Genomic DNA, 15,598 nt, shown 5'->3' with positions numbered 1-15,598 from the left:
CAACACACTAAATACATAAACGAATGCCAGTTAAAGAAACCTATGAAAACGAATTAGCATTTCAAGCCGATAGACGTCGCGCTACTGTTGAATTCATTAAAATTGTTAGCGACCTATGGTACGACAAATCTATCGAGTTGGTTTTATTTAGAAACCAATTAATAGACAAAAACGTTAGCGATATTTTAAACCTACATGAATATGCAGGAGAGTTTGTTCAAAAGCCAATTTCGGTTTTCGATTCTGTAGAAATTGCACAAGCAATTAAAACATTAGACATTCCGCCAGCAAAACTAGATATTGGGAAATTAACTTACGAGTATCATTTAGAAGAGCAAAAGCATAACAATGCTATGGCATTTGTAGCTAGCAAATTAAAAGAAGCTAGTGCAAGTGAAGAAATTATACCTAAAGACGTAGTACTTTATGGTTTTGGACGTATTGGTCGTTTGGTTGCTAGAGAATTAATGACTAGAACAGGAAAAGGTAGCCAATTGCGTTTACGTGCTATTGTAACACGTGGTAAAAATGATATTACTGTATTAGAAAAAAGAGCATCGCTATTGCGTAATGATTCTGTACACGGTGATTTCTCTGGAACAGTTGCTGTAGATTTAGAAAACGAAGCTTTAATTATTAATGGTACCACTGTACGTATAATTTCGGCAAACCAACCAGAAGATATAGATTATACTAAATACGGTATAAACAATGCTTTAATTATAGATAACACTGGTGCTTTTAGAGATAAAGAAGCATTAATGCGATTAAAAAATTCTCCAGGTGCAGATAAAGTTTTATTAACTGCTCCAGGTAAAGGAATACCTAATATTGTTCATGGTGTAAATCACTTAGAAAACAATCCAGATGAAATTGATATTTTCTCTGCAGCGTCTTGTACAACAAACGCTATTACTCCTGTTTTAAAAGCTGTTGAAGATACTTATGGTGTTAAAAGCGGGCATTTAGAAACTATACATGCTTATACTAACGACCAGAATTTAGTAGACAATTTCCATAAAAAATACAGACGTGGACGTGCAGCAGCATTAAATATGGTAATAACAGAAACAGGTGCTGGTGCAGCAGTTTCTAAAGCATTACCAACGTTTGAAGGTAAACTAACCTCTAATGCCATTAGAGTTCCTGTACCAAATGGATCTTTAGCTATATTAAACTTAGAGTTAGAAACAGAAGCTAGTGTAGACAGCATGAATGCTACACTTAAAAAATATGCTTTAGAAGGAGATTTAGTAGAGCAAATTAAATACGAAATGAGTGACGAATTAGTATCAAGCGATATTGTTGGTAGCTCTGCGCCTTCTATTTACGATAGTAAAGCAACCATAGTAAGAAAAGATGGAAAAAATGCAATATTATATGTTTGGTACGATAACGAATATGGCTACAGTCATCAAGTTATTCGTTTAGCTAAGCATATTGCAAAAGTAAGACGCTTTACTTATTATTAATAGATTAGGATTTTTTGTAAAAAAATATAATCCAAATACATAATACAATACGTATATAATAAAAGCCTTGCACTTAGCAAGGCTTTTATTATATATATTTATTTAAACTGAACATTATTTTTTACTTTCGCAGTACAAAGAACCAATTTTATTACAATGAATTTTCATAAAGCGACATTACTTTTATTATTTACCCTTTTTACATGTTTTCTTCAAGCACAAAACAACAGTGAAGATAACGGTGAAAAACTCTCTCTAGATAGTGGTACTATAGAAAGCCAATTTAATTATTTAACTAAAAAATCTAATGGTTGGACAGATGGTCGAGGACAACGTTACGAAGTAATTAGAGTACAATGGATAGAAAAATTAAAACAAAACACTTTAGATTCTTTAAAAGCGGTACATAAAACATTAAACGATACCAAAGCGGTTGTAACAAAACAAGATTCTGAAATTACAAAACTTAAATCTAGCTTAAGTGCTACACAAGGAGATTTAGAGCAAACAAATACAGAGAAAGATAGCATGTCTCTATTTGGCATTCAAATGAGTAAAACAGGTTATAATGGCTTAATGTGGTCTATTATTGGTGCATTATTAGCCTTAGCTCTATTCTTTATTTATAAATTTAAAAATAGCAACGCTGTAACTAAGCAAGCAAAAATTTCTTTAGCAGAAACAGAAGAAGAATTTGAAGAACACAGACGTATTGCTTTAGAGCGTGAACAAAAAGTACGAAGACAATTACAAGACGAAATAAATAAACATAAAAATTCTATTTAAAATTTAGAATTCTGTTTAAAATTAAAAATCTGTAACTTCGGTTACAGATTTTTTTTTGCATTAATTTTAAAGTAAAGCTATGGCAAAAACAATACAAATACATGATACCGCCTTTATAACTTCGGCATTTAGAGCATCAAACGAAACTTTAAGTCTAGATCCATATGCTAAACTATGGACTAACAAAGGTGCTCAAGATTGGTCTAAAAACTATTTAAATAAAGTATCAAAACATGAAGCAAATGCGCATTGCTTGAGAAACCGTTATTTTTTTAATACTATAAATACATTGCTAAAAGCAAATAAAATTAAAGTACTTATAAATTTTGGAAGTGGTTTTAGTATGTATCCATATTGTTTAGATTCATCTTTAATAAATATAGAAATAGATAAACCAGAAATAATAGAATTCAAACAAAAACAAACTAAACAATTTATAGCTTCAGGAAAATTACCAGAAAGAAACATACAATATATAGGTGTAGATTTTAATGATGATTATCAAGAAGAGTTACAAAAAAAAATAAATGCAATTGTAAAAAATCAATCGTCTTTTATATTATTAGAAGGTGTGTTGTTTTTCTTAAAAATGAAAGAAGCCAAAACACTATTTAATTTTTTTAATAGCATTCAAAAACAAGGAGATTATATAGCAAGTGCTTCATTTAGAGAAAACATTCAAGAAACGAGTGCTTTTAAAAAACTTCTACAATTTACAGCTAGCGAAACTAATATAATAGATTACTTAACAGTTAATGATGATTTTTATACGGAAATAAAAAATTATAAACTTATAGATGATCAAGATTATTTTACACTTTCTAAAAAACACTTAAACCTAACAAACATAGACAATAACAACGTTTTAAACGAAAGGTTTTATGTACTTAAAAACATAACTGATAAATAATAATATTATTAAATTTTTGTTATAAATTTTTCAGAATGCAATATTAATCGTAATATTGCAATGAATAAAAAAAAGAAATATGGGACTTGCTAAAACCGAAATGTTTACAGATCAACAAAACGAAATTGCAACGTATGCGAAAGTTTTTGGTCATCCAGCTCGTGTAGCTATATTACAACACCTTTTTAAAATAAACACATGCGTGTGTGGTGATTTAGTTAACGAAATTGGGTTAGCGCAACCAACAATTTCTCAACATTTAAAAGAGTTAAAACTTTTAGGATTAATAAAAGGAAATGTTGAAGGTACAAGCGTTTGCTACTGTATAGATACAGAAAAATGGTCGCAAATGAAAAATACTATGTTTCATTTTTTAAACCAAGACTTAAGCAAAAAAGAAGACTGTTGCTAAAAAAAAATTTACATTTATTAATCGTATTATTACAATAAACAAATAAAAGAAATCATGAAATTATCTCAAGTAAAATTAATTTTAGAAGAATTAGATACTATCGCATTTCAATTACCAAATGGTGAGTTAGTACCTAACCACTTTCATGTTACAGAAGTAGGAAAAATTACTAAAAACTTTATAGACTGTGGCGGTACCGTTAGAAATGAAGAAATAGCAAATTTTCAATTATGGAATGCTAATGATTATGACCATAGGTTACATCCAGAAAAACTATTAAGCATAATAGAACTATCTGAAAAAGTTTTGAAAATTGAAGATTTAGAAATTGAAGTAGAATATCAAGCCGATACAATTGGGAAGTTTGGTTTAGAATTTAACGGTAAAAACTTTTTACTAACAACTAAACAAACAGATTGTTTAGCAAAAGATCAATGCGGTATTCCTGCTAAAGACGAAAAACAAAAAATAGAATTATTAAATTTAGGAGACGAACCTTGTTGCTCTCCAGATGGAAACTGTTGTTAAATAATTAAAAGCTATTAAAAATGATAACTACAAAACCTACAGTGTTTCAAGAAATTGAAAATATAATAGAACAATTAAATGTCAACACTATAGCTGAAGAACGTAAAGACATTTTACAACCTTTAATAGATTTTATACAGCAAAAAGTAGAAAGCCAAGCAACTATAAGAATTAATTTTATTTGCACACATAACTCTAGAAGAAGTCATTTATCTCAAATATGGGCGCAAACAATAGCACAGTATTATAATATTAAAAATGTACACTGCTATTCTGCTGGAACAGAGGCTACTGCTCTATTTCCAATGGTTGCCAAAACGTTAGAAAATACCGGATTTAATATTACAAAATTGTCTAACGATAATAATCCTGTATACAGTATAAAGTATAGTGATAACGAGCAACCAATTATTGGTTTTTCTAAAACATTAGATAACACATTTAATCCAAAATCTAATTTTGCAGCTGTAATGACTTGTTCGCAAGCAGATGGCGGCTGCCCTTTTATTGCTGGAGCAGAAAAAAGAATACCTATAACTTTTGAAGATCCAAAAGTATTTGACAATACACCACAACAGGCCGAAAAATACCAAGAAAGGAGTTTACAAATAGCAACAGAAATGCTATATGTGTTTTCTCAAATTAAAAACTAGGAAATAAACATTTATAATTTATATCTCAATAAAAAATGAAGATTCAATCTTTACTTTTTTATTGAGATTTTCTTTAAAAAAAACAGTAAACTAATTCTTATCATTAAATAGAAGCAAAACATGTAAAACCTTGGTTTAAATTATAGCAGCATTTAATTTATCTTTGTAAATTGATAAGAAGATAAAGCATAATGAGAATTGATATAATTACCGTTTTACCAGAATTACTTAAAAGTCCGTTTGAAGCTTCAATTTTAAAGCGTGCAATAGAAGCTAAATTGGTTTCGGTTCACTTTCATAATTTAAGAGATTATACTTCAGACAATTATAAATCTATAGACGATACACAGTTTGGTGGCGGCGCAGGAATGGTAATGAGTTGCGAACCTATAGATAAATGCATAAGTGCTTTGAAAGCACAACGTGATTATGACGAGGTTATTTACATGACTCCAGATGGTAACACCTTAAATCAAAGTATCGCAAATACCTTATCATTAAAAGAAAATATAATAATTCTATGCGGTCACTATAAAGGTGTAGACCAACGTGTAAGAGATATGTTTGTAACTAAAGAAATTTCTATTGGCGATTATGTTTTGTCTGGTGGAGAATTAGGAGCAGCAGTATTATGCGATGCTGTAATTAGGTTAATTCCTGGTGTTTTAGGTAATGAGACATCGGCGTTAACAGATAGTTTTCAAGACAATCTATTAGCTCCACCAATTTACACCAAACCAAGAGATTATAAAGGTTACAAAGTGCCAGAGGTTTTATTAAGCGGTCATGCAGCAAATATTGAAAAATGGCGTGAAGAAAAAGCTTACGAGCGTACTAAAGAACGTAGACCAGATTTGTTAAACGATTAATTACTTAACGCTTTATGCAATATACAGAACCTAAAATAGTAACAACCAAAAGCAAAATCCTTATTGGGCAATCTATAGAAATGTCTCTAACAGATAATAAAACTGTTACGTTATTTTCTAATTTTATGCCGAAAAAAAAACATATAGAAAATAAAGTTTCTAATGCTGTTTTTGAAGTTGTTTTATACAACGATACCTATTTTAAAAACTTTAACCCTAGTAATACTTTTACAAAATGGGCTACTGTAGAAGTTAAAGAAAAAGAAACACTTACTAACAATTTTGATTATTTAGAACTAACTGGTGGATTATATGCCGTTTTTAACTACAAAGGTTTAGCTAAAGATTTTGGTAATTTAATGCAGTATATATTTACAGACTATTTACCAAAATCTAAATATGCTTTAGATAATAGACCACATTATAATGTACTTGGTGAACTTACAAAAAGAAATAGTCCAGACTCTGAAGAAACAGTTTACATACCTATAATATTAAAATAGTTGAGCTAATTGAAGTATTAAAGTATAGTAATGCGTTAAGGATTGATGCGGCATCCTTTTTTATTTTTCTTAAAAAAGATATAGCGGAAAGCCTGACCAAGACATTGCCTTTCGCATGGCTTGGTAACGCCCAAAATATAAATGACTTAAAATTAATTTTAGTTGTTTGCTATTTAAGTTAATATAACTATATTTGCAGCCAATTTCGGGTTAACCTCTGGCGATATACGTGAATGTTGTTCTGAATCAATAATTTTAAAATAAATAAAGATGGAATCTTTAATTAAATTTGTACAAGACGAGTTTGTAACAACAAAAGACTTTCCAGAATTTTCTGCTGGTGATACAATTACTGTATACTACGAAATTCGTGAAGGTGAAAAAAGTAGAACACAGTTTTTTAGAGGTGTAGTTTTACAAAGAAGAGGTACTGGATCATCAGAAACCTTTACAATTAGAAAAATGTCTGGAACAATTGGTGTTGAGCGTATCTTCCCAGTTAATTTACCTGCATTACAGAAAGTTGAAGTTAACAAAAGAGGTAAAGTTCGTAGAGCTAGAATCTTTTACTTTAGAGGTCTTACAGGTAAAAAAGCAAGAATTAAAGAAGCGAGAAGAAAATAATCTCTTTCTTTTAAATAACATTAAAAAGCCTAACTTTAATAAGTTAGGCTTTTTGTTTATTAACAATTGTTAATAACCTAAGTTTATAACTGGTTGATAAATAGCACTTTAATAAATTTGCTAATACTAATCTTATTTATTAAATTAGCTAAACAATTAACAACAAAACTATTGGTTTTTAAGAATTGTCTTAAAATTTATGTTAATTTATTTAAAACTTATTAGTTTTAAATAGTACTTAAAAAATTAAGTATTTATTGTTTTTTGAGGTTTTTAAATACTGTATGTAGATATTGTTATTTAAAACCATGATATTTTTAAAACTAGAGTATGTAACACAGACTGTAGTTGTGAAAATTGAAAGTTTCGGAAAAAGTAGTAGAGATCGAAAGTGAATACGAAAGGAAGAAACAAGACTTTAAAATAAATATTTTATTAAAATAAAATATATACGGGTTAAAGTTTAAAGAAAAACAATTTTCGGGTACAAACGGTGTAACAAGTCAATACATTTTGAAAGTTAACCAAATGTATCTTTGATTTAACAATTTTTAAATTGAAAAGATGTAAAACTTAGGTTTTAGATTGATTTAGTGAAAGCTAAATAAATTAAAAATGTTATCTCAAAAAAGCCATAATATTAATAGTTAAATCTATTATGTTATGGCTTTTATTTTATAATCTCTTTCACTATAATTTATTAGAAATTCAAAAAGTGTATTTTTACCACAAATACTAATAATGAACTTACCTTTTATTACCGATAAAAATTTTAAATCTATAGATTATAAAGAACAAACATTACCTAAAGCAGAATACGATAATTGTACGTTTACAAACTGCGATTTTAGTAGCACCTATTTATCTGGCATAGCTTTTTTAGAATGTGAATTTATAAACTGTAATTTTAGCGCTGTAAAACTTGGAGAAACAGCTTTTAAAACTGTAAGCTTTGATAGTTGTAAAATGGTTGGCACGCCTTTTAATGAATGTAATACATTTTTATTACAAATGTCTTTTACTAATTGTAAGCTTAATTTAGCCTCTTTCTATAACTTAGATATTAAACAAACCGTTTTTAAAAACTGTAAATTAGAAAAAACAGATTTCACTAATTCTAATTTACAACAAGCAGTTTTTAGCAACTGTAATCTTGATCTTGCAGTATTTGAAAACACGAACCTTGAAAAAACAGATTTTACTACTGCATACAACTACTCTATTTCACCTATTAAAAATAAACTGAAAAACGCTAAATTTTCGAAAAATGAAATTTTAGGCCTTTTAAAAGACTTTAAAATTATAATTGAATAATTTTTAGCTACCAAAATTATTAATTTAATAAAAGCATAGACAGATATTTGCAATCTATTCAAATACAATTAAGTGATGTGCTTCTGGCTTTAAAAAAGCATTGAAATTTTGTATATTCGCATTCCGAAACTTTTCGGATTTTTATTATTTAAAAACTTCATATATATATGTCAACTACACCAAAAATCATTTATACAAAAACGGATGAAGCTCCAGCTTTAGCAACACGTTCTTTTTTACCAATTGTAAAAGCGTTTGTAAAATCTTCAGGAATAGATATTGAAACAAAAGATATCTCATTAGCTGCTAGAATATTAGCTACTTTTCCAGATTTTTTAAATGACGATCAAAAAGTTAATGATGATTTAGCTTATTTAGGTGAATTGGCTAAAAAACCAGAAGCTAATATTATTAAATTACCAAATATTAGTGCTTCTATTCCTCAATTAAAAGCAGCTATAGAAGAATTGCAAGAACAAGGTTTTAAGATACCTAATTATCCAGATGAGCCAGAAAATGATAGCGAAAAGGATACTAAATCTCGATACGATAAAATAAAAGGTAGTGCCGTAAATCCTGTTTTAAGAGAAGGAAACAGTGATAGACGTGCACCAAAAGCAGTTAAAAATTACGCTAAAAAGAATCCACATTCTATGGGCGCATGGTCTAAAGACTCTAAGTCTCACGTTTCTACAATGACTCAAGGCGATTTTGCACACAACGAAAAATCTGTAACCGTTACAGATGCTACTTCTGTAAAAATACAGCATACTGCAGCTAATGGTGATACTACCATTTTAAAAGAAAGTTTCCCTTTATTACAAGGTGAAATTATTGACGCTTCTGTAATGAGTAAAAAAGCTTTAATTGAATTTTTAGATGAGCAGGTTGATGATGCTTTAGAGCAAGGTGTATTATTCTCATTACACATGAAAGCTACCATGATGAAGGTAAGTGACCCAATTATTTTTGGTCATGCCGTTCGTGTATTTTTTAAAGAATTATTTGAAAAACATGGTGAAACTTTCGAAAAAATTGGTGTAGATGTTAATAATGGTTTTGGAAACTTATTAAGTAACCTTCATGAGTTACCAGAAGATAAACACGAAGAAATTAAAGAAGATATTCGTTATGCATTAGAGCATAATGCAGATTTAGCTATGGTAAATAGCGATAAAGGTATTACAAATTTACACGTACCTAGTGATGTAATTATAGATGCTTCTATGCCTGCTATGATTCGTAACTCTGGACAAATGTGGAATGCAGAAGGAAAATCTCAAGATACAAAAGCTGTAATTCCAGATAGTAGTTATGCTGGAATTTATACTGCTACTATAAACTTTTGTAAAGAGCATGGTGCTTTCGATCCTACTACAATGGGAACTGTACCAAACGTTGGTCTTATGGCTCAAAAGGCCGAAGAATATGGTTCTCACGATAAAACTTTTGAAATCGCTACAGATGGAAAAGTACAAGTTATTGATGCTAATGGAAATGTATTAATTGAACACACTGTTGAAACTGGTGATATTTGGAGAATGTGTCAAGTAAAAGATGCACCAATTCAAGATTGGGTAAAGTTAGCTGTAACAAGATCTAGAGCATCAAATACTCCTGCCGTTTTCTGGTTAGATGAAAATAGAGCTCATGATGCAGAATTAATTAAAAAAGTAAACACATACTTAAAAGACCATGATACTGAAGGTTTAGAACTTCATATCTTATCTCCAATTAAAGCTACTGAGTTTACACTAAAAAGAGTAAAAGCAGGAGAAGATACTATTTCTGTTTCTGGAAACGTTTTACGTGATTATTTAACAGATTTATTTCCTATTCTAGAATTAGGTACATCGGCAAAAATGCTTTCTATTGTTCCTTTAATGAATGGTGGTGGTTTATTTGAAACTGGTGCTGGTGGTTCTGCTCCAAAACATGTACAACAATTTACTAGCGAAAACCACTTACGTTGGGATAGTTTAGGTGAGTTTTTAGCACTTGCTGTTTCGCTTGAACATTTTAGCCAAGTAAATGATAATGCTAAAGCTAAAATTTTAGGTGATGCACTTGATAACGCTACAGAAAAATTATTAGAAAATAAAAAAGGGCCTTCTAGAAAAGCTGGAGAATTAGATAATAGAGGTTCTCACTTTTACTTAGCAATGTATTGGGCTCAAGAATTAGCAAACCAAACCGAAGACACAGAATTAGCTTCTCAATTTTCTACTTTAGCTAAACAACTAGAAGAAAATGAAACTAAAATTGTTAACGAATTAAACGATATACAAGGTGAACCTGTTAATATTGGAGGTTACTACGAACCTAAAGAAGATTTAGTAAATAAAGCTATGCGTCCAAGTGAAACTTTAAACAGTATTTTAAATAACTAAAATTTACATTAAGTTTAATAAAAAAGCTCCTGTTTTAGGAGCTTTTTTTTATAAATTTACTTTATAAAATGCTATAGATGAATACCTCTAAATTATTACTAATTCTCTTATTTTGTTTTAATATTTCATCGCTAATAGCGCAAGAAAAATTCACTTTAAGCGGCACTGTTTTTGAAGAAAATAGTAACGAAACATTAATTGGTGTTAATATTCTTTTTCCTAATGAAAACACTGGTACTATTACTAATGAGTACGGTTTTTATTCTATTACTTTGCCTAAAGGTAATTACTCAATTGTATTAAGTTATGTTGGTTATCTAAATAAAACGGTAGCGATTACACTAGATAAAAACTTAAAACAAAATTTCACTCTTACAGAATCGTCAGAAAGTTTAGACGAAGTTATTATAACAGAAAACATTGAAAAGCTAAGCATAAAAAAACCGCAAATGAGTGTTAATGCACTTACAGCATCTACTATAAAACAAATTCCTGTAGTTCTTGGTGAGGCAGATGTTTTAAAAGCTATAACACTACTTCCAGGCGTAACAAATGCCGGTGAAGGTTCTTCTGGGTTTAATGTTCGTGGTGGTGCTGCAGACCAAAACCTTATATTACTTGATGAGGCTACAGTATTTAATTCTTCACATTTATTTGGACTATTTTCTGTATTTAATCCAGATGCTATTAAAGATTTAAAATTATATAAAGGAGGCATTCCTGCACGGTATGGTGGTCGTGTAGCTTCGGTTTTAGACATTTATCAAAAAGATGGAAATAACAAAAGCTTTCATGCGAATGGTGGAATTGGAATAGTATCTAGCAGATTGCTAATCGAAGGTCCTATAAAAAAAGAAAAAGGTTCCTTTTTACTTGGTGGTAGAAGCTCTTATGCCCATTTATTTTTACCACTTTTTGATATAGACAATAAGGCCTATTTTTACGATTTAAATACTAAATTAAGTTATAAACTTAACGAAAATAATAGTGTTTATCTATCAGGATATTTTGGTAGAGATGTTTTTAGTCTCTCTCAAAGTTTTAGAAATTTATATGGTAATACAATTTTAAACTTTAGATGGAACCATCTGTTTTCTGATAAGTTATTTTCTAATATGTCTCTAATTTATTCAGACTATTACTATGGCTTAGATTTAGACTTTGTAGAATTTGATTTTAATTCTGGCATAAGAAATTTTAATTTTAAATACGATTTAAAACATTATATAAGTAACAAGTTTAAATTACAATACGGTTTAAACAGTATCTATTATAAATTTAACCCTGGAGAAATAGAACCTTCTACCCCAACTTCTGGAATTAATGCAGAAAAACTTATAGATAAATATGCTTTCGAAAATGCAATCTATCTTGACGCAGAACACAAAGTATCTAATAAACTTACATTATCCTATGGGCTAAGATTAAGTAGTTTTCTTCGTTTAGGACAAGACGAACTAAATATTTATGAAAACAATCAAGCAGTAGTTTTTAATAATAATTTTCAAATTTACCAAAGTGCAGATGCTATTGGTACACAATCTTTTAGCCGCAGTAAAACTATAAAATCCTTTTTTAATTTAGAGCCACGCATTTCAGCAGCATATCAATTAAATAGAGTATCATCTATAAAAGCTAGTTATAATAGAATGACTCAAAATCTACATTTACTTTCTAATACAAGTTCTCCAACGCCATTAGATGTGTGGACACCAAGTGGTAAATATGTAAAACCACAAATTTTAGATCAATATGCAATTGGTTATTTTAAAAATATAAAAGATGGAGATTATTCCTTAGAAATTGAAAGTTACTATAAGGATGTAAAAAATAGAATAGACTACATAGACGGCGCAAACCTTATAGCTAACAATGCTATAGAACGAGTAATACTAAATGGAAAAGCACGAGCTTATGGCTTAGAATTATTATTTAGAAAAAATGAAGGACGATTAAAAGGCTGGATAGCATATACAATATCTAAATCTGAACAAAAAACTGAAGGACGTACTCCAAACGAAACAGGTATAAATAATGGCAACTGGTATAATACTGGTTACGATAAAACACACGACCTATCTGTAACTTCTAGTTATAACTTTAATAAAAAATGGAATTTTAATGCCAATTTTTTATATCAAACCGGACAACCAACAACATATCCCAATAGCCAATATGAATATAATGGAGTTGTTATACCAAACTATAGCGCTAGAAACTCTTCACGTCTACCAAGCTATAATCGTATAGACATCTCTGCCACTTACACACCTAAACCAGAAAAAACAAAAGGTTGGCAAACCTCATGGGTGTTTGGTATATATAATTTATACAACAGAAAAAATGCAGCATCAATATCTTTTGCTCAAAACGAAGACACAGGAAATAACGAAGCAACAAGGTTATCAATTTTTGGTATAGTACCATCAGTTTCTTACAATTTTAAATTTTAAAAAATGAAAAACATAACATTAATACTATTATCATTTTTATTTTTAACAGCCTGTGAAGATGTAATAGATGTAGACGTTCCAACCTCAGAACCAAAATTAGTTATAGACGCTTCAATAAATTGGTTCGAAAATACATCTGGCAATTATCAAACCATAAAATTAACACTTACAACTTCATTTTTCGACAATCAAATACCAGCTGCCACAGGAGCAATAGTATCAGTAATCGACCAAAATAACAATACATATAATTTTAATGATACCAACAATAACGGGATATATGAATGTTTCAATTTTAATCCACAAATAAATGAAACCTACACATTAAATATAAACTATAATAACGAAAGTTACACAGCAACAGAAACAATGACGAGTGTAACACAAATAGATTCAATACAACAAGAAAATGATGGAGGATTTACAGGAGATGAAATCGAGATAAAAGCATATTATACAGACCCAGCTAACGAAGAAAACTATTATTTTTTCGAATTTCAAGAAGAAACAGAAACAAATCCGTACCTAGAAGTATATAATGACGAGTTCACAAACGGAAACCAAATATTTGCCTTTTATACAAATCCAGATACCCAACCAGGAAATCAACTATCAATAAAAAACTACGGTATATCAAAACAGTTTTACGAATATATGTTTATATTATTACAACAAACTTCCGAAGGTGGTGGCGGACCATTTGAAGTGCAACCAGCAACCGTTCGTGGAAACTGTACAAATCAAACAAACGCAAAAAACTATCCACTTGGATATTTTAGAGTTTCACAAGCAACAGAAACAACATATACAATACAATAATTAGGGCGTTACCAAAACATGCTTTAAGGCATGATTTGGTCGTGTCATCCGCTATATCTTTTTTTTGCATAAACGCAACAAAAAAAAGGATGCCGCTACTACCACTAACGCGTTGATACAATTAATATTTATAACAATTATCGTACTTTTGAAACATGACATTCGAAAAAACTACAGAAAAAGACTCAAACTATAACCATCTTGAAAAGATGGCAACCTTAGAGATTTTAAAAAATATAAATAAAGAAGATCAAAGCGTACCACTAGCAGTAGAAAAAGCTATACCACAAATTGAAAAACTTGTACAACAAATAGTATTAAAATTAAAAAATAACGGAAGACTATTTTATATAGGTGCAGGAACAAGTGGAAGACTAGGTATCGTAGATGCTTCAGAATGTCCACCAACATTTGGTGTATCACCTAATATGGTAATTGGTCTAATAGCCGGTGGAGATAAAGCAATTAGAGACGCAGTTGAATTTGCAGAAGACTCTAAAGACCAAGGTTGGAAAGATTTACAAAAACACAACATTACTAATAAAGATATCGTAATTGGTATAGCCGCATCAGGAACTACTCCATACGTTATTGAAGCACTAAATATTTGTAATAAAAATAATATAATTACAGGATGTATTACTTGTAATAAAAATAGCCCATTATCTAATGTTGCAAAATATCCAATTGAAGTAATAGTAGGACCAGAATTTGTAACAGGAAGCTCAAGAATGAAAGCAGGAACAGCTCAAAAATTAGTACTTAATATGCTTTCAACTACTACTATGATTAAGCTCAAAAGAGTAAAAGGTAATAAAATGGTAGATATGCAATTAAGCAATAATAAACTTGTAAATCGAGGAATTACAATGGTCATGCAAGAATTAAAAATAGACAAAGAAACAGCTCAAAAATTATTAGAAAAAAATAAAAGTGTAAGAGCTTCTATAAATGATTATTTAAAATAATGGAAACAAAAAGTACAGACAGAGATATTTTGGTTAAAGGTCTAAAAAAAATGGGAATATCTATAGCCTTTATGTTTTTAGGACCTACAGTATTATATATTGCATTTAGTAATCAAGAAAAAATATTATATATACCCTTAATCGTTATAGGTGTTCTATTTTGTATATCTGCAATATATTTTGCTTTTAAAGGTCTAAATACTATTTTAGATAGTATGTTTAAAAGTAATAAAACTAGATAAAGTTTTATTTAGTTTTTTTAGGAGTAGTTGGGTTATATCCAAAATCATCATCTAAAAACTCAATATTTAGTCTGTCCAAAATATAGCCAATTATAGCATAATGGTGAATTGTGTGACTATTTGCTTGAGCCAGTAATGCAGGATAAGTATAATTTATTTCAACATTTCCATAACCAAGATCATCTATTACTTTAACTAAAGTATTAGCTTCGTATTTAAGAGATTTCAATTTTAATGTAATATCATCTAAATACCCAATTGCAGAATCACAGCATGTTTCTACAGATAAATCTCTTTTTCTAATAGTTAAGTCTATAACTCCTTCATTACCATTATTAAGCAAACAATTATAAAAATCATATACGTGTCTTAAATGAGAGCCAATACTAGAATAATATGGAGATATACTAGCATTACTTAAGCTTTCACTATTAAGACTTAATAGTAGCTTTTTTGATTTTTGAAGAGTTTCAAGGCTACATTTTATAATATTATCCATAAACGAATTTAACTAGAAAAAATTTAATTATACAATCTATAACGTATTTAGTCAACATTTAAATATAATCTTACAAAAAGGGCAAAAAAAAATCCTCAACGAATAAACGTTGAGGATTTATAAAAAAGGCGACGACCTACTCTCCCACAAATGTAG

16 protein-coding genes are annotated in these 15,598 nt (G+C 29.5%); 15 read left to right on the top strand and 1 reads right to left on the bottom strand.

Annotated elements, in window-relative coordinates:
- Positions 1-23 precede the first annotated feature (23 nt).
- The 15 genes from BM549_RS13515 to BM549_RS13445 all read left to right on the top strand — a co-directional run bounded on the left by BM549_RS13515 (position 24) and on the right by BM549_RS13445 (position 14,943).
- Entirely contained in the window at positions 24-1,472 is a 1,449-nt protein-coding gene (locus tag BM549_RS13515; protein WP_013868648.1) for a glyceraldehyde-3-phosphate dehydrogenase, read from the top strand.
- Between the two features lie 156 nt (positions 1,473-1,628).
- A complete protein-coding gene (locus tag BM549_RS13510; RefSeq protein ID WP_290470751.1) occupies positions 1,629-2,258 on the top strand; it encodes a tRNA (guanine-N1)-methyltransferase in 630 nt (209 codons plus the stop codon).
- Positions 2,259-2,337: 79 nt separating this feature from the next.
- Positions 2,338-3,168, top strand: coding sequence for a class I SAM-dependent methyltransferase (locus BM549_RS13505; protein WP_290470750.1), 831 nt, complete (start codon positions 2,338-2,340; stop codon positions 3,166-3,168).
- A gap of 79 nt (positions 3,169-3,247) precedes the next feature.
- Positions 3,248-3,580, top strand: a complete 333-nt coding sequence (locus BM549_RS13500; RefSeq protein WP_290470749.1) for a helix-turn-helix transcriptional regulator — start codon at positions 3,248-3,250, stop codon at positions 3,578-3,580.
- A 54-nt stretch (positions 3,581-3,634) separates the two neighbouring features.
- Positions 3,635-4,108 carry a DUF6428 family protein gene (locus BM549_RS13495; protein ID WP_013868652.1) on the top strand — a complete coding sequence of 158 codons (474 nt, stop codon included), beginning with the start codon at positions 3,635-3,637 and terminating at the stop codon, positions 4,106-4,108.
- 20 nt (positions 4,109-4,128) lie between these two features.
- The gene (locus BM549_RS13490; protein WP_013868653.1) at positions 4,129-4,761 is read left to right on the top strand and encodes a low molecular weight phosphatase family protein; all 633 of its coding nucleotides are present in this window, start codon (positions 4,129-4,131) and stop codon (positions 4,759-4,761) included.
- Positions 4,762-4,952: 191 nt separating this feature from the next.
- Entirely contained in the window at positions 4,953-5,630 is a 678-nt protein-coding gene (trmD, locus tag BM549_RS13485) for a tRNA (guanosine(37)-N1)-methyltransferase TrmD (protein WP_290470748.1), read from the top strand.
- A 14-nt stretch (positions 5,631-5,644) separates the two neighbouring features.
- Positions 5,645-6,133: a GyrI-like domain-containing protein gene (locus tag BM549_RS13480; protein WP_290470747.1), complete on the top strand. Its 489-nt coding sequence runs from the start codon at positions 5,645-5,647 to the stop codon at positions 6,131-6,133.
- A 270-nt stretch (positions 6,134-6,403) separates the two neighbouring features.
- A complete protein-coding gene (rplS, locus tag BM549_RS13475) occupies positions 6,404-6,757 on the top strand; it encodes a 50S ribosomal protein L19 (protein WP_013868656.1) in 354 nt (117 codons plus the stop codon).
- Between the two features lie 741 nt (positions 6,758-7,498).
- The gene (locus BM549_RS13470) at positions 7,499-8,071 is read left to right on the top strand and encodes a pentapeptide repeat-containing protein (RefSeq protein WP_013868657.1); all 573 of its coding nucleotides are present in this window, start codon (positions 7,499-7,501) and stop codon (positions 8,069-8,071) included.
- Positions 8,072-8,238: 167 nt separating this feature from the next.
- Positions 8,239-10,461: an NADP-dependent isocitrate dehydrogenase gene (locus BM549_RS13465; RefSeq protein ID WP_290470746.1), complete on the top strand. Its 2,223-nt coding sequence runs from the start codon at positions 8,239-8,241 to the stop codon at positions 10,459-10,461.
- Positions 10,462-10,538: 77 nt separating this feature from the next.
- Positions 10,539-12,914 (top strand): TonB-dependent receptor, encoded by a 2,376-nt coding sequence (locus BM549_RS13460; protein ID WP_290470745.1) that lies wholly within the window; start codon positions 10,539-10,541, stop codon positions 12,912-12,914.
- Between the two features lie 3 nt (positions 12,915-12,917).
- The gene (locus BM549_RS13455) at positions 12,918-13,733 is read left to right on the top strand and encodes a DUF4249 domain-containing protein (protein WP_013868666.1); all 816 of its coding nucleotides are present in this window, start codon (positions 12,918-12,920) and stop codon (positions 13,731-13,733) included.
- 155 nt (positions 13,734-13,888) lie between these two features.
- The gene (gene murQ / locus BM549_RS13450) at positions 13,889-14,701 is read left to right on the top strand and encodes an N-acetylmuramic acid 6-phosphate etherase (RefSeq protein WP_290470744.1); all 813 of its coding nucleotides are present in this window, start codon (positions 13,889-13,891) and stop codon (positions 14,699-14,701) included.
- Positions 14,701-14,943, top strand: coding sequence for a DUF6095 family protein (locus BM549_RS13445; protein ID WP_290470743.1), 243 nt, complete (start codon positions 14,701-14,703; stop codon positions 14,941-14,943). Before murQ ends, BM549_RS13445 begins: the two co-directional genes overlap by 1 nt.
- 4 nt (positions 14,944-14,947) lie before the next feature.
- On the opposite strand, the gene BM549_RS13440 is transcribed toward BM549_RS13445, so the two are convergent.
- Entirely contained in the window at positions 14,948-15,442 is a 495-nt protein-coding gene (locus tag BM549_RS13440; protein WP_290470742.1) for a hypothetical protein, read from the bottom strand.
- Between the last annotated feature and the right edge of the window lie 156 nt (positions 15,443-15,598).

The sequence above is a fragment of the Lacinutrix sp. MedPE-SW genome, assembly GCF_001874145.1.
Taxonomy (GTDB): domain Bacteria; phylum Bacteroidota; class Bacteroidia; order Flavobacteriales; family Flavobacteriaceae; genus Lacinutrix.
The sequence above is the reverse complement of the archived record's forward strand: the minus strand, read 5'-3'. Positions and strand labels throughout refer to the sequence as shown.